Source organism: Photorhabdus khanii NC19, from assembly GCF_000517265.1.
Lineage (GTDB): Bacteria > Pseudomonadota > Gammaproteobacteria > Enterobacterales > Enterobacteriaceae > Photorhabdus > Photorhabdus khanii.
Genome location: NZ_AYSJ01000012.1, coordinates 65,556 through 80,779, shown reverse-complemented (window position 1 = coordinate 80,779; position 15,224 = coordinate 65,556). Strand labels below are relative to the sequence as shown.

At 40.8% G+C, this 15,224-nt stretch carries 14 protein-coding genes and 1 pseudogene; 9 read left to right on the top strand and 6 right to left on the bottom strand.

The annotated features are described in order from the left end of the window. Positions 1 to 26 precede the first annotated feature (26 nt). On the top strand, positions 27 to 881 hold the full coding sequence (ubiA, locus tag PTE_RS12030) for a 4-hydroxybenzoate octaprenyltransferase (RefSeq protein WP_036846771.1): 855 nt from the start codon (positions 27 to 29) through the stop codon (positions 879 to 881). Positions 882 to 930: 49 nt separating this feature from the next. Here the strand turns inward: ubiA and plsB are convergent, their stop codons facing one another. Further along, positions 931 to 3,387, bottom strand: coding sequence for a glycerol-3-phosphate 1-O-acyltransferase PlsB (gene plsB, locus PTE_RS12025; protein ID WP_036846768.1), 2,457 nt, complete (start codon positions 3,385 to 3,387; stop codon positions 931 to 933). Between the two features lie 130 nt (positions 3,388 to 3,517). Here plsB and PTE_RS12020 point away from each other — a divergent pair, with 130 nt between their 5' ends. Both PTE_RS12020 and lexA read left to right on the top strand, forming a co-directional pair. Further along, complete coding sequence (locus PTE_RS12020; protein WP_036846765.1) at positions 3,518 to 3,889, top strand: diacylglycerol kinase; 372 nt, start codon at positions 3,518 to 3,520, stop codon at positions 3,887 to 3,889. A gap of 119 nt (positions 3,890 to 4,008) precedes the next feature. Continuing rightward, positions 4,009 to 4,614, top strand: coding sequence for a transcriptional repressor LexA (lexA, locus tag PTE_RS12015; RefSeq protein WP_036846762.1), 606 nt, complete (start codon positions 4,009 to 4,011; stop codon positions 4,612 to 4,614). A gap of 135 nt (positions 4,615 to 4,749) precedes the next feature. Here lexA and zur read toward each other — a convergent pair whose 3' ends face one another. Beyond that, entirely contained in the window at positions 4,750 to 5,259 is a 510-nt protein-coding gene (gene zur / locus PTE_RS12010; protein ID WP_036846759.1) for a zinc uptake transcriptional repressor Zur, read from the bottom strand. Positions 5,260 to 5,478: 219 nt separating this feature from the next. On the opposite strand from zur, the gene PTE_RS12005 reads away from it, so the two are divergent. After that, positions 5,479 to 6,621: a DUF1266 domain-containing protein gene (locus PTE_RS12005; RefSeq protein ID WP_036846756.1), complete on the top strand. Its 1,143-nt coding sequence runs from the start codon at positions 5,479 to 5,481 to the stop codon at positions 6,619 to 6,621. Between the two features lie 168 nt (positions 6,622 to 6,789). Here the strand turns inward: PTE_RS12005 and PTE_RS12000 are convergent, their stop codons facing one another. Then, a complete protein-coding gene (locus PTE_RS12000; protein WP_081738216.1) occupies positions 6,790 to 7,980 on the bottom strand; it encodes a lactate oxidase in 1,191 nt (396 codons plus the stop codon). 401 nt (positions 7,981 to 8,381) lie between these two features. On the opposite strand from PTE_RS12000, the gene PTE_RS11995 reads away from it, so the two are divergent. The 3 genes from PTE_RS11995 (at position 8,382) to PTE_RS11985 (ending at position 10,447) form a co-directional block, all read left to right on the top strand. After that, positions 8,382 to 9,290 carry a gp53-like domain-containing protein gene (locus tag PTE_RS11995; RefSeq protein ID WP_036846753.1) on the top strand — a complete coding sequence of 303 codons (909 nt, stop codon included), beginning with the start codon at positions 8,382 to 8,384 and terminating at the stop codon, positions 9,288 to 9,290. A 2-nt stretch (positions 9,291 to 9,292) separates the two neighbouring features. Continuing rightward, positions 9,293 to 9,715 (top strand): tail fiber assembly protein, encoded by a 423-nt coding sequence (locus PTE_RS11990; RefSeq protein WP_036846752.1) that lies wholly within the window; start codon positions 9,293 to 9,295, stop codon positions 9,713 to 9,715. Between the two features lie 189 nt (positions 9,716 to 9,904). Continuing rightward, positions 9,905 to 10,447, top strand: a complete 543-nt coding sequence (locus PTE_RS11985) for a VOC family protein (RefSeq protein WP_245219045.1) — start codon at positions 9,905 to 9,907, stop codon at positions 10,445 to 10,447. A gap of 34 nt (positions 10,448 to 10,481) precedes the next feature. Here PTE_RS11985 and PTE_RS11980 read toward each other — a convergent pair whose 3' ends face one another. The 3 genes from PTE_RS11980 to PTE_RS25050 form a co-directional block, all read right to left on the bottom strand. Beyond that, positions 10,482 to 11,450, bottom strand: coding sequence for an IS30 family transposase (locus PTE_RS11980; protein ID WP_036846742.1), 969 nt, complete (start codon positions 11,448 to 11,450; stop codon positions 10,482 to 10,484). A 301-nt stretch (positions 11,451 to 11,751) separates the two neighbouring features. Further along, positions 11,752 to 11,865 (bottom strand): type II toxin-antitoxin system YafQ family toxin, encoded by a 114-nt coding sequence (locus PTE_RS25055; RefSeq protein WP_245219047.1) that lies wholly within the window; start codon positions 11,863 to 11,865, stop codon positions 11,752 to 11,754. Positions 11,866 to 12,028: 163 nt separating this feature from the next. After that, positions 12,029 to 12,253 carry a type II toxin-antitoxin system RelB/DinJ family antitoxin gene (locus tag PTE_RS25050; RefSeq protein WP_110742896.1) on the bottom strand — a complete coding sequence of 75 codons (225 nt, stop codon included), beginning with the start codon at positions 12,251 to 12,253 and terminating at the stop codon, positions 12,029 to 12,031. Positions 12,254 to 12,615: 362 nt separating this feature from the next. Here PTE_RS25050 and dusA point away from each other — a divergent pair, with 362 nt between their 5' ends. Further along, positions 12,616 to 13,653, top strand: coding sequence for a tRNA dihydrouridine(20/20a) synthase DusA (dusA, locus tag PTE_RS11975; protein WP_036846740.1), 1,038 nt, complete (start codon positions 12,616 to 12,618; stop codon positions 13,651 to 13,653). Positions 13,654 to 14,024: 371 nt separating this feature from the next. Continuing rightward, a pseudogene (locus PTE_RS11970) lies at positions 14,025 to 15,162 on the top strand (ISAs1 family transposase). The last annotated feature ends 62 nt before the right edge of the window (positions 15,163 to 15,224 follow it).

Genomic DNA, 15,224 nt, shown 5'->3' with positions numbered 1-15,224 from the left:
AAGGGGAGACAGAAGTGGTGGGAAGTATGGCGCAAAGTAAATGGCTGGCCTATTGCCGTTTAATGCGTATTAATAAACCCATAGGTGCATTATTGCTGTTGTGGCCGACGTTCTGGGCCTTATGGATTGCCGGGAAAGGGATCCCGGATATGCACATATTATTGGTCTTTACTGCCGGTGTGTTTCTGATGCGTGCAGCCGGATGTGTTATTAATGATTTTGCTGACAGAAAATTTGATGGTTATGTCGAACGGACAAAAACACGTCCCCTGCCCAGTGGTGCTATCAGTGAGAAAGAGAGTAAGATCCTGTTTGTCGTACTGGTGCTGATTTCTTTCGGGTTGGTTCTGGCGCTTAATAAGATGGCTATCTGCTTGTCAGTCGTTGGGTTGGCGCTGGCCTGGTTTTATCCCTTTGTTAAACGGTTCAGTCATCTTCCTCAGTTTGTTCTGGGAGCGGCTTATGGCTGGTCTATCCCAATGGGATTCGCTGCGGTTAGTGAGTCCTTACCACTAGAATGCTGGCTGTTATTTCTGGTTAATATCTTGTGGTCGGTTATTTATGATACGCAGTATGCCATGGTCGATCGTAACGATGATCTGAAAATTGGTGTTAAGTCTACTGCTATCCTGTTTGGTCGTTTCGATAAGTTGATTATTGGTTTACTGCAACTTGCTATGTTGCTGGTTTTGCTGTTGGTGGGTTATATGATGAATCTGGGCGGCATCTATTATTGGTCATTGTTGCTTGCCGGTGCCTTATTTATTTATCAGCAGAAACTGATGGCAGGTCGGGAAAGGGAGCTTTGTTTCCAGGCATTTCTCAATAATAACTATGTTGGTGTGGTGTTATTTTTGGGTATTTTCTTCAGTTACGTTTGATATATCGGGTGATAATGGGGAAAACCCATTATCACCCGGATGCTAAAAATTACGCTTCTTGAGTTATCTCTTCAGCATCGTTGTGTTCAGCCGGTAAGCTGACACTCTCGATAGTCAAACGGATTTCAGGTGACATCAATTCACTCAATACCTGATACAGCTCCTGAGTATTTGCGGTAATCACATCACCACTATCACTGATATACCCTTCTTCACGCAGTGTATTTACCGATGTGGTGAATACCGCCTTATCGAAGAATTCAGGTGCATTAATGCCATGCAATACCGATAGACGTTGTGCCAGCATTCGGCTCTCTTTCTCCAGCGCACCCCGGCTGATTTCCGGGTTGGCATTCAGTAAGGAGAGGGTGATGGCATAACGTTGCAGTGTTTCGCGGACACCGGCTGCCAGCAATTGCAATGGGCGAATACGCGCTGGATTCAACACCAGCATACCTTGTTCTTTGTTACAGATAAGGCTCTGGCGAGTAAGCTCATTAACTAGGATATTAACCACTTCTCGCAGATCTGCTTTGTTGTAACGTATAAACAGTTCTGCTTTGAGCAGGGGATAAATGATTTCTACCTGGCTTAGTAACGCTTCACGGCTGATACGGCGATGATCAATAACGATGCAGGCAATCAGTGATGGCAGTACCAATAAATGCTGGATATTGTTGCGGTAGTAGGTCATCAGAACCGCACGCTCACGCGGCAGGATAATGATGTCGCCCATACTGTCTTTGTCTACCTCGAACTTATCCATTTGCAGAGCGTGTTCTAACAACTCTTCTGCGGTTTTCTTTGGCACAGTAACATCGGTTGTATAAGGCGCGTTGCGCATGAGCTGTATATAACAATCCAGTTGCTCAAGCAGTTGCTCACGAGTCAGTGCTCGCTGACGTGATGACAGCAGGGCAGTTGAACACAGGTTGATTGCGTTAGCAGCTGCGGCATTGTTGATGTTCACCATAATTTTCCCGGCCAGCTTACTGACTGTCGGGTTAACCCATTCGGGACGGTGAAATTCTATTGGGTCAATAGAATCGCGCCAGTCAGGAACATGGTGATTAAGATATTGGATCAACGGGATAGGTTCACCAAAGTTTACATAGCCTTGCCCCAAATTACGAAGTTTACGCAAACCGCGTATCATCTGGAAAAAGCTCTCTTTCTCTTTGGTTGCTCCCCGCAGCTCTTTGGCATAGGTGGCAACTTCCATCACATGTTCGTAACCGATATAAATTGGCACGATAGTGATTGGGCGTGATTCACCTCTCAACATTGCTTGTAACGTCATGGTCAGGGTGCCCGTTTTGGGATCGAGCAAACGACCTGTCCGGGAACGGCCACCTTCCATAAAGTATTCAACAGAATAGCCGCGTGCAAATAACTCACCCAGATATTCACGGAATATCGTGGCATAGAGTTTATTACCTTTAAAAGTGCGGCGGATGAAAAATGCACCAAGGCGGCGGAATATCGGCCCTGCCGGCCAGAAATTCAGGTTGATACCCGCGGCGATATGGGGCGGTACCAAACCCTGATGGTAAAGCACATAGGAGAGCAGCAGATAATCCATATGACTACGGTGGCAGGGCGCATAAACCAGTTCGTGACCATCCTGTGCCAGACGACGGATGCGTTCAGCATTGTGAACATTGATCCCCTGATACAGACGGTTCCAGGTCCAGCTAAGTACACGATCTGACAGCCGTACCGTTTCATAAGAGAAATTTGCGGCAATCTCTTCCATCATGTTAACGGCATTCTGTTGCGCTTTCTCATGGGAGATTTTCTTGCTGCGGGCCTCATCGGTGACGGCCTTTTCTATTGCTTTTGAAGCCAGCAGCTTATTAAACAGCTCCTGACGAACAGGCACGCGCGGACCCACTGCCGCCAGGCGTTGGCGTGAATAGTGCATTCGTGCCACGCGAGCCAGCTTGTGAGCAATTGTCTTGTCTGTGCCATGCTCAGTTGCCATATAACGCAGAGATACGGTGTTTGAAAAACGGACAAAACTGTCCCGGCCCAGCCAGAGAATAGCGAAGAATTTCTGGATACCATTAAGTAACCGCAGATGTGGGGTGCTGTGTCCTTCACGTCCGGGTGAACGACCAAACATGACAGAAACTGGCAGCATTTGAATATCCAGGTTTGGATTATTACGATGCAGATCCAGATAAGCATGGAAAATTTTTACGGATTCCTGCTTTGGTGCGCAATAGCGGAATACGCGTGGGCCATTATCGATAAATACATAGCCCGGAAGCTCTGTATCACCTACCTCCAGTGAGTTTAAAGGGTCCGGCAGATCCTGCTCAAGACATTGCTGACGTAATGTCAGTAAGTCTGCTTTGGAGTGATACGGCAAGACGTACAGAATAGGGCGTGTTGTATCGAGCCGTAATTCGGTAATGGGATCTGTAGGAATAAGCTTGCTCTTTACCAGTATTTTCAGTGGTAAATTCAATAATTTATAATATATTTTACGCCAACCTGACATAAATAACTTGAAGCCTCTTGTTAGCAATACGTCGCAAGCATACCAGAAACAGGTGTTGAGATCTGTTATGTTAAGACGATAATAAAAGATAGAAAGTGGCAAATAACCTTATATTTGGTGTGAATAACTTATGGCAAATCAATCCAAGGGACTGACCCGTATCATCAAAGCAACCGTATATTCGATGAAAGGTCTCAGGGCTGCGTGGCAAAATGAAGCGGCTTTCCAGCAGGAAATAATCGTATCTATATTGGCGGTAATTATTGCATTTTATCTGGATATCAGCGCAATTGAGCGCATTTTACTGATTGGTTCAGTGATGCTGGTGGTGATTGTGGAGATCCTGAACAGTGCTATTGAAGCTGTCGTTGATCGTATTGGCAGCGAATTCCATGAACTGTCCGGCCGGGCAAAAGATATGGGATCGGCGGCGGTCTTTCTGACGATGATGCTATCGTTAATTGTCTGGAGTACCATTCTCTGGCGCTATTTTGTGACCTGATTTAGTTTAATAATGAGTCATTATACTATATTGGGCTGATTTTCTGCCCTGGCAGGTTCCCAATCGCTATTTACCTGTATATACTCACAGTTTGACTGTATAAACACACAGGGGGCGAAATGAAAGCACTTACCGTAAGGCAGCAGCAGGTTTATGACTTGGTGCGTGACCACATTTCGCAAACGGGTATGCCACCAACGCGTGCTGAAATTGCATCACGTCTTGGTTTCCGTTCACCTAATGCGGCTGAAGAGCATTTAAAAGCATTGGCTCGCAAAGGGGTGATAGAGATTGTTGCCGGGGCATCCAGGGGTATCCGTTTGCTGCTAGAAGAATCTGGTTTACCGTTGATTGGTCGTGTAGCCGCAGGTGAACCACTGTTGGCGCAGGAGCACATTGAAAGTCATTATCGGATTGATCCTGCACTGTTTAAGCCAAGTGCAAATTTCCTGTTGAGAGTCAGCGGTATGTCAATGAAAGATATTGGGATTATGGATGGTGATCTGTTGGCTGTGCATAAAACACAGGATGTTCGTAATGGGCAGGTTATTGTTGCCCGTATTGACGATGAAGTAACTGTAAAACGTTTTAAACAGACTGGAAATAAAGTTGAATTATTGGCAGAAAACCCTGAGTTTAAGCCAATCGTGGTGGATCTGCGTGAACGGAGCCTGACAATTGAAGGATTAGCCGTCGGGGTGATTCGTAACGGTGATGGGTTTTGATAGTAAAATATCGAATCGTTGTTTTTTGATGATTGTCAAAGAGTTGCAATATTCCGGCAGAATCATGTTATTGGTTTATCAATATGATTATCTTGAACGTGATTCTGCGGTTGCCAACCGCTATTTACAGGTTCTCTATTTCTTTTTTACCTCAATACTGTGGTCGTGCTGGCATCCATCCCGCTCAGTACAGGATTCAATCTCTGCACAAGAGGAACATAAACCATGCGCTTCAATGACGGTATGGCGTAAACTGAATCCGGCGGTTTTTGCTAACTGTTGAATAGCGGATTCAACGGCTCCACTATCTCGTTCTGTAACAGAACCGCAGCGGTCGCAAATAAACATTGCTGAGGTGTGGCTTGGTTGTTCGATATGGTGGCACAGCACATAACTGTTGGTGGATTCTATTTTATGAATAAATCCCTGTTCCAGCAGAAATTCCAGTGCCCGGTATATGGTTGGTGGTTTAGCCTGTGGTTCTGCTTCCCGCAATAAATCCAGTAAATCATAAGCACTGATTGCGCCGGGTTGTTCTGAAATTAGACGCAAAACTTCAAACCGCTGCGGAGTAAAGCGAACTCCCCGTGCCAGGCAAATAGCTTCGGCTTGTTCCAGTAACTTTTTTTGGTTAATCAGTTTCATTGCGCCCCTTACAGCCAGCATGATAACAATATTAGGATGTTATCATGTTTCTACGATAGAAAATATTCTCCAGAAAAGTTTACTGTGCTTGTCCCTTGATGGGGTTAATTTGGTTAAATTGATACTTAGAAGCAAAAATAATGTTTTCTTGAGGTTTGTGATAATACAGATAAGAATTATCATATATGGTAGATAATCTTCGGAAAGGAATCATTTGTGATGAAAGAACTTTTACAAAATCAGCCTCATTATAGGCAGTTTCCTGCTAAAGGCTATCAGGTAATAAAGAATATTATCTGTGAAAAAAGAAAGTTACCTTTTATGAGCTCATTATACGCATTGATTAATATTTTATTTGTAATTGCAGTCTGTATGGGAATTATATTATCTGTGGCAATTGTATTATTTATAATAGATAATGTATCCGTCCCTACTACAGACTATTTACTTCTGGCACAAGTAGTCAGTATAGCATTATTTTCAGTAATGTTACTTTCAGTTATTATTTATCGTATTGTTAAACGTCCTGAATGGGAACAACGGCGTTATTATCAACAAGCAGGTTTATCTTTTTTACCGGAAGAAAAGCGCCAGGTATTGCGGTTAAATATTGTGAGTGACTATTGGCTGGGTTTTTGGAGTGAAACTCTGGAGCATTATCCTTTGCAGTCACGGGTTGCTCATGATAACTATCGTTACTGCCTGCTCCCGTTATCACCTACTCAGGAACATCAATCCCAACTATACAGTGACTGGGGAATTATTGATGAAGAAGGCTATATGAAAATGCTAACCGGTTTGTGGGATGGGATGCATTCAAAACATTTTGCTGTTGATGCTGCGCTTAGTGATGGCAAAATGTTTAAAGTTCTTGCCAAATTAGTTGAAGTAACACCTGCCTCTATTCGTAAATGTTCTCAAACGGCTAATGGGCGCCCACCTGCATTAGTGTGGGGATTTGATTTGTGGCTTGCAATTGTTTTAAGCCGTAATTGTTTTTGCGCTGGTTATATCAGTGAAGACGTGGCATGGAAAAATATGCTGAAAACCGCTGATTATATTTATGAAATCTTTGGCCGCTTTGATGAGTTCTATACAAACTTCCGGTTGGGTAATGCCTACTGGAGTAATGATTTTGACAAGAGTAAAGAACGGTTGGATCAGTTTAATTATTATAAATTATATTGTGACTGGCCAATTGCCAGCCTGCCGTGGCCTGAGCCAAAAGGCATTATTATGGAACGGCAAATGATGACAGGTTTTTCTGCATTAGTAGAAGATGTTTTACGTAGTAGAATGGAAGAACAACAACGTTATGAAATTGATATTGCGGAGCCGTCAGCGTCTCGTATACTTCATTAATATTTATATTAAACTTTTCCCCTTGAAGAATATTTCAGGGGAAAAGTGAAAATTCTATTTTACCAGTTAAATTATAAAAATTACCGTGGTTAACAGAATTTACCCCGTTTCCTGAAATCATCTATTTCAAATGAAACGGGGCTGATATTTACGTCATCAGTTAATGAGTTAAATTAAACTGATAAACTTTCTCTCAATATCTTTAATAGCTGCGCATCCCGCCAGCTTCATGCTAAGTTTCAGCTCATCTTTAAGCAGGTTTAAAACGGAAGTTACGCCTGGTGCTCCACCCAATGCCAGTCCATATAAAATTGGTCTGCCGATAGCGACAGCTTTGGCGCCTAATGCGAGTGCTTTAAACACATGAATACCGCGACGGATACCGCCATCTAAATAGACCGGAATATGATGTCCAATGGCTTCAACAATGCTTGGTAATGACTTGATTGCTGCCGGGACAGTATCTAATTGCCGGCCGCCATGGTTAGAAACTTGAATAGCTGCGGCTCCGTGGTCAATACATTCTTTAGCATTTTCGGCAGATTGAATACCTTTTACGATGACAGGAAGACCTGATTCTTTGACGATAAATTCCAGATCCTTAAAATCAAGATCCCGTTTAAATAGCGCTGTAATTTCTGATAATGGTGCACCGGCGGTAGCGCCAGGAATATTAGGAAATGGAAGTGAACGTGGGTAGGTAAATTTATTGCGTCTATCGGTTTCCCTATTACCACTCCACTCTAAATCAACCGTAAATACGATGGCGGTTGCACCCATAGCTTTAGCCCGGCGTATTAGTTCACGGTTCATACCCATATCTTTGGTAAAATAAATTTGGAACCATTTGGGGCCGTTACTCACTTTTGCTATCTCTTCAAGAGATGAATTAGACAGAGTTTGTGCAGTAAACAGGGCACCAGCGGCAGCCGCGCCACGCGCTGTTCCCAATTCAGCCGAGATATGAGCCAGTCCATGTGCTGCCATCGGTGGAATGAAAATAGGCATATCCACTTTGCTGCCGAGTAATTCGGTTGTTGTGTCAGGTTCTTTTATCCCCGCGAGATAGCGGGGAATAATTTGGTAATCGTCAAAGGCTCTGGTATTTTCACGTAGCGTCCATTCATCACCTGAACCGCCGCTAATATAGCCAAATTGAGGGGCAGGAATCAGTTTACGTGCTTCTTCTTCCAAATCATAAAGATTAATAATATCAAGGGCTTTTTCTTCGCTACCTGTTTTATAAGCTCCTTGCAGTTTTATGTTAGCAGTTGCAGCATTAGCTGAAGATACCGTAGATAGGATACCGGCAGCAGCAAGACTTAATCCTCCAACCATGACGTCTCTTCTTGATGGCATACAATTCTCCCTTACTTAAAGTAGGCTTATAAATATTGACAATAGAATTTGTCCACATATATAAGAATAGACAAATTCTGGATAATTCAAGCTAATAAATACTTAAGCATGTTTTTATGAGCTTACAAAGCCTGTTGGAGCCGGTTTTTTTGTTATGCGAGGTTTATCTAAAAACTTAAAATTTAGTTTTAGGTATTGAACTATTGCCTAAATTAACTATACGAAAATAGTTAATTGCTATAAGTTATAAAAAATTTTCATCGTTCTTTGTCAGAAAGAGACTATTATTGAAATGCAATATTAAAATGGTATTAGATTATAGGTCAGATGTTCTATTTTAATATCTATTAACTTAAAATCTTATTTAATAAAAATATTAATTTTTTCTTTAAGGAGAAATTATGAGTAATAAAAATGAATTTAAAGCTTTTTCTGCTAGCCAGGATGCTAATGTTGTATCTCAAAGAGAATATGAAGAAAGTCGGGATCTAAACACCGGGATTCCACCCAATATTATTTCCATTGGTTTGTTAAATAAGGTGTTGCGTCAATCATCAATCATATCATCTGTGGTAGCTGATTTTATCTCTACACAATGTAGCGATGATGTTTTGGATGATGGCGATATAGTCAAACTCACTACACAATTAAATAGAGCTTTAGAGCAGAAAATCACAACAGAAATTCCAAGTGCTTCATTAGCACAGGAAGGTATTGTTCAGCTTACAAACATGCTTGGTAATAGTAGCAGGTTGGCCGCGACACAAAAGCTTATCCAAGAATTAGCAGATTCGTTTAATGACAATCTTAGTAATAGAGTGCCTAATATTCGGAAAGTGAATGGTAAGGAGTTGTCTGAGGATATTCATCTGGGCGCCGTGGATATTGGTGTATATACACCAGAACAAATAGACCAAAAAATTAATATTGAAGTAGACAGGAGAATTGATATTGAATTAGACCAAAAAATTAGTATTGAAGTTGATAAAAAAATTAATGCTAAAGGTAATAAGAACACCGCCGATAAAGCTGTTAATGGTTGGTGGAAATGTGGAGACACGGGTGTAATTTATCAATGGGGACGCACTGACGTGATCCAAAGTGGTAATGTGGCTCGTATTCAGTTACCAATTAGTTTTTCCAATACGGATTATTCTGTGAATATTAATCCTATCCAGAGCAAAATAGGTTCTATGGGAGCGGTTATTGGCTACGTAAATGTGATTGATCGCTCATCTTTCGATTTATTAAACTCTTGGGTAAATGCCAGATGGAACAGCCCATTCTTTTGGATAGCGATAGGATATTAGTTATGTATTATTACAGTGCAAAAACCAATGCGTTCTATCCAATAGAGTTGAAAGAGAATTATATTGCAGCTGGTTCATTGCCGGATGATGTTATGGAAGTCAGTAGTGATATTTATTATAAATATGCCGCTAATAATGCACCAGAAGGAAAGTGCCGTATAGCGGGTAAAAATGGCTTGCCAGAATGGGGGGATATTCCTCCATCCACGGAAAGTGAATTACAGCAATATGCCCAACTCCAAAAGCAGCAATTAATGGCTGAGGCAATAAAACAAATCGCACCATTGCAAGATGCTGTTGATTTAGATATTGCTACTAAAGAAGAGAAAATGGCTTTATTGGCATGGAAAGAGTATAGAGTAATACTTAACCGGATAGATATTTCACAGGGAAAAGATATTGATTGGCCTGAGCAACCAAGGTGATTGATAAAATCTGGGTTGATGAATTTCCCTGAAAAATTGATTGCCTGATTTTTTAGGGAAATTCAGATTTTCAGATTAATCTAAATTTTGATCGCATATTATCTACTATAAATTAATTTTACTTAAATTAATTTATTCTGATATAATTTTTATCTGAATTCAGGTATGAATTGTATGCTATGTGAGCTGATGGAGGCAATTGATTTTTATAAGAATCTATTTGGTGCGATACCAAGACAATTCTTTCCTCATTTTAAAAATAATGGTTTTGCAAAATCAGCAGGTTTTATCGATAATCCTGAACAGGTAGATGTATCAATAGCGTTTTTAGAAATTCCTGGAACTGGCGTTTTTATCGAATTGATGGAATATCACTGTCCAACTGGAAGAAAACGGGATGAAATAAAAGAGACTCATGACATTGGTGGTGTTGGTCATATTTGTCTTAGAATGCAGAATATAGACAGTGTATTTGAGCACGTAAAGAGTTTTCCGAATGTCAGATTGATAAATTCATCACCATTATATAAGCCGTATAAAATAGACGAAATAGCCAGTAATGAGTTTATGTTTTTTAGCGAAGAAGATGAAAAGAATACTGTTCTAAAGCAAGAAACCTGTAAGATTATCGGTAATATCAGATATTTTTATTTTATAGATAAATATAATGTTCAATGGGAGTTTGAAGAAGGGCATGATGATATTGGAACTGATGATTCTATCTCCATATAATGATGGGTAGATTCACATAATAAGTGCAACATCGTTAATCTGGAAGTAAACATGTTCGTATTCCCTTAAATAATTCATTCGGTGTTTTCCCACCCCGTGTTTTCCGGGGGCGATTATTTAATCGGTTTACCACAAAATTTATTTCCTGATCAGAGATTTCATTAAAATCGGTTCCCTTTGGAAAGTATTGTCTGATTAACCCAATGATATTCTCATTGATCCCTCTTTCCCAAGGCGAATAAGGGTGAGCAAAGGAAATTTGGGTTTCTAATTTTTCACTGATGATTTCTTGATCTGCGAACTCCAGACCGTTATCGAACGTGATGGTCTTAACCTTTTGTTTTAACGGAAATAATACTTTCACTGCAGCTTTCGCGACTTCTGAAGCTCGCTTGCTATCNAGNTNNACGATNNGCGTATACAGCGGCTTGCGGTCTACCAATGTTAATAAGAGACTTTTTTTTCCTTTCCCTATTATCGTATCTCCTTCCCAGTCGCCAATACGATCTTTTTTATCAACAATTTCCGGGCGTGCATCATTACTGACCCGATTTTTAATTTTGCCTCTTCTTTCATAGCTACCATAACGTTTACGATAGGGTTTTCTGGTAATTCGCAGATGTTGCCATAAATCACCCCCCTCTATTTTATCTTTATAAATCAGGCTATAAATTGTCTCATGATGCAAAGATATCCCTTTATGTTGCTTTAAATAATCAGCCACCTGNTCAGGACTTAAGTCTTTCCAAATTAACCGTTTTATCCATTTTTTTACTTCCGGCGTTATTTTCNNGGCTTTCTTAGCAAAATGACGACNAGCCAATACCTTCAAATGAGCCTGTTCAGGGCAGTATGTCTGGACTTCTTGATTTCTCTTCAATTCTCTGCTGATGGTCGACGGGCTTCGCTTAAGTGACTCAGCAATGAAACGTTGTGAAAAACCCGCTTTTTTTAAACTGGAAATCTGATATCTTTCTGTTTCGGTCAGTTGTGTATAGGCCATAGTGCATTTTCCTGTGGCGGGAAAGGTGCCTACTATAGCAACTGACCGCCTTTCTGAAAAATCGCACTTATTAGTAGAATCCCCCATGTTTTATTAATTGGGAAATATACATGTAAATGTTTAATTATGTTTACATGTATAATTAAAAAATTAAGGTGGGGAGATAACTCAGGGCCTAAGTATTACTATAATGAATATTCTATTTGATCTTTATTAAGTTTACTGTGTCTGATATAATAGAGTCAAATACATTTTTAATGGGAATTAGAAAATAGCCCGGAAGATTGGACTATTATGAATATTACCGTTTGAATAATTTTGCATGGCTGCCTGTGCGATATAATAATATTTCTCCTTCCGTTCTTTTATAAATTAATAGAAGGTCTGGTTTTCCATGACATTCTAAATACCCGATATAGTTTCTTTTCAGTGGGGGCTCTTTATATTCTGGGTGGTAGTGGTTTACTCATTTATAAGCAATTTTAATACAGTATCAATAGCGGCAAGTGCTGCTTTATCGTGCTGATACGGCTTTAAGTCCTTTTTAAAGGCTGATGAATATCAAATTTTTAGCATGATTATTTGAATATCTCGCCCCAAAATTCATCAACGGTATCAACACGAGTGCCACCGCCATTTTCTAGTTCACGGATCGCAGCTTGTGTTGTCGTATTAGGGACATGACGTTCCTTTGTAGCTTTGGTGAGAACTAAACGGATAAAGCTGGACATATCCAAATTGTTATTCTGGGCGGCTTGTACTACAGCGTTTTTAAGTTCTTCAGGTACACGGACTTTTAAAATAGCACTATTTCATAGTACACCTCTTCATATTTTTGTGTGTCTATTGTGGTCACAAAACAAGTTTTATCGAGTGAAAAATGCATTATTTTTTGCCTTTTTCTGCAATGTAACGTCTACGTTTTAGTCAGTATAAAATATAAATAGGTTTTGCTGAAGCTGAAACAGGAGAAAGGTACCTTACATTGTAGTTAATCATTGCAAGGTCAGCTCCGACTCTATTTTGGTGTCAGTAGTATACTTATGCTGTCAATACGAGGGAGTTTTCTATGTTATAGTAAGCCATATTCTTGCGAACTTCCGTATCCGGCTACACCATTGCTGATGTGTACAGAGGAAGAAACAATAGCTTAAAAAGTACAGAAATGCACCAAAATAAAGAATCAAATAATATTTGTAAAATCAAAGAACTAAATAGAGAGATAGATAAATATAGCCCTAGTCGATTTTCCATTGCCCCGATGCTCGACTGGACAGATCGTCATTGCCGTTATTTCCATCGTCTGTTGACTAAGCAAACGCTGTTGTATACCGAAATGGTGACAACTGGAGCAATTATTCATGGAAAAGGCGATTATCTAGCATACAGTAAAGAAGAAAACCCAATAGCATTACAACTGGGTGGAAGTGATCCACAAGCGCTGGCGTATTGTGCGCAAATTGCTCAGGAACGTGGCTATGATGAAATTAACCTGAATGTGGGTTGTCCTTCTGATCGGGTACAAAACGGACGTTTTGGCGCTTGCCTGATGGGGGACGCTGCATTGGTGGCGGATTGTGTCAAAGCAATGCAGGATGTGGTCAGTGTACCGGTTACGGTTAAAACCCGTATTGGTATTGATGAGCAAGACAGCTACGAATTCCTGTGTGATTTTATTGATACTGTTGTACAACGCAGTGGCTGCAATATATTTACCATTCATGCACGCAAAGCCTGGCTTTCTGGTTTAAGCCCAAAAGAAAACCGTGAGATACCACCGTTGGATTACCCGCGGGTTTATCAACTGAAAAAAGATTTTCCTCAACTGACAATTGCTATCAATGGTGGTATTAAATTGCTGGAAGAAGCAAAACAGCATTTGCAACATGTGGATGGGGTTATGGTCGGGCGTGAGGCGTATCAGAATCCATCTATTCTGGCACATGTTGATCACGAGTTATTTGATTCTTCAATTCCGGTAGTGAATCCCGTTGAGGTGGTTAGAACGCTTTATCCTTATATAGAGCAAGAACTTTCAAAAGGAGCCTATCTGGGGCATATCACCCGCCATATTTTAGGCATTTTTCAGGGGATTCCGGGTGCGCGTCAGTGGCGTCGTCATCTGAGTGAAAATGCCCATAAACCCGGTGCAGATATTCCCGTTGTGGAACAGGCGTTGGCAATGGTAACTGAGCGGATGTAATATCCGCTCGTTTTACCGTTAAGGATGGGATTAAAATATTTATCGATATCGCATGATTTTTTGCCGTGATTTAACTTATTTTTCGGGATTAGCTTCCCATTATTTGACAAAAATAGATATCCATATATGTTTGTCAAACATTGTGATACTGCTCGAATAAATCAATTTTGCCGTACTGGAATTTGGACAGTCTTGTTTCAGCAATAATGCTTAAGTTCTGCGATCTTTGCTGGTGGTAAGTACCAGGGCAAGATCTCACAATTTTAACAAGGTTATTTGGGTTAAATAAAGACCAAAATATAACTTTTTATAGCCACTTCTCTCATTAAAACGTTAAGATCTCTCTATTCTATAAAAGCGTGATCTTAATAATGAGTATTTTCAACTTTATCAGCAAGATACATGACCCACGTTCTGACATCAATAAAAAACATGAATTAATGGATGTGATTTTTTTAGCTTTTTCTGCTGTGCTATGTGGGGCTTCTGGCTGGAAATCAATCCCGGAATTTGGNGNGATACNNNTCGAGTGGCTTAACATATACCAACTTTACTCACGGTATTCCTCGCCGCCACTGTATTGCGAATATTATCAAAATGATAGAACAAGATGCACTGGTCGAAGCCTTTTATGCCTGGATCAACCGACGCCGGGTTAAAGCCGGAAAAAGTCTCATCGCCATTGATGGAAAAACAATGAGGGGGACCTGTAAAGGAACCTTGTTTGAAACCCTGCATGTGGTCAGTGCTTATGATGTGGAATCGGGTGTTGTCCTGTACCTTCCGGCATCCTAAAGTAAAAGTCAGGAAGGACCTATTGCTAGACAACTGATTGACTTATTGGCACTCGATGGGACGATTGTCTCCCTGGATGCCCTGAATTGTCAGAAGGAAACCCTTGAGTTCATTACCCAACTAGGCGACCATTTTATTGTTATCATCAAAGGGAATCAAAAAACGCTCTCTGGGTTTGTTAAATCTCATTTTGCGGCGCATGGTGATAACGACGAACTGGCTGAGTTTACGGAGAANAGNAAGGGGCATGGACGGACAGAATTCCGTCATGTTATGCAAATTCGTGCGGCATTGCCAGCAGCACTTCAGGAAAAATGGCCATCAATACAGTCTGTTATCGAAGTGGTCAGTGAACGCAGTGTGAAAGTCCAACCAGCCCATCGTGATTCACGCTGGTATGTGAGTTCGTTGCCTTTAGATGTGGAGCGGGCTGCCACGGCAATAAGAAAGCATTGGTCAGTAGAAAATGAGCTACACTGGGTTTTGGGCGTCATCTTTGGGGAAGATGCTATCTCGCTTAAAGATCCTGATGGTGCAGCACAAATGGCTCTTTTTAATCGAATAGCATTAAATGTGATTAAACAAAATACGAGTATAAAAGATAGTCAAGCAGCGAAACGTCGAAGAGCGACTTGGTCAGGAGAATTTAGTAGCCAGCTTATCTTGATAAATAAATACAAAGTGATGNGCGNCCNCCCTGTGGTAAGTACTTAGCAACCAGTTTGTTAGGCATTATTCTACATGGAATGCGTAAACACTGAGTCTTTTTATTTTTC

Coding starts and splice junctions, on each gene's coding strand:
- ubiA (WP_036846771.1), top strand. CDS start 27: ATGGCGCAAAGTAAATGGCTGGCCTATTGCCGTTTAATGCGTATTAAT.
- plsB (WP_036846768.1), bottom strand. CDS start 3,387: ATGTCAGGTTGGCGTAAAATATATTATAAATTATTGAATTTACCACTG.
- PTE_RS12020 (WP_036846765.1), top strand. CDS start 3,518: ATGGCAAATCAATCCAAGGGACTGACCCGTATCATCAAAGCAACCGTA.
- lexA (WP_036846762.1), top strand. CDS start 4,009: ATGAAAGCACTTACCGTAAGGCAGCAGCAGGTTTATGACTTGGTGCGT.
- zur (WP_036846759.1), bottom strand. CDS start 5,259: ATGAAACTGATTAACCAAAAAAAGTTACTGGAACAAGCCGAAGCTATT.
- PTE_RS12005 (WP_036846756.1), top strand. CDS start 5,479: ATGAAAGAACTTTTACAAAATCAGCCTCATTATAGGCAGTTTCCTGCT.
- PTE_RS12000 (WP_081738216.1), bottom strand. CDS start 7,980: ATGCCATCAAGAAGAGACGTCATGGTTGGAGGATTAAGTCTTGCTGCT.
- PTE_RS11995 (WP_036846753.1), top strand. CDS start 8,382: ATGAGTAATAAAAATGAATTTAAAGCTTTTTCTGCTAGCCAGGATGCT.
- PTE_RS11990 (WP_036846752.1), top strand. CDS start 9,293: ATGTATTATTACAGTGCAAAAACCAATGCGTTCTATCCAATAGAGTTG.
- PTE_RS11985 (WP_245219045.1), top strand. CDS start 9,905: ATGGAGGCAATTGATTTTTATAAGAATCTATTTGGTGCGATACCAAGA.
- dusA (WP_036846740.1), top strand. CDS start 12,616: ATGCACCAAAATAAAGAATCAAATAATATTTGTAAAATCAAAGAACTA.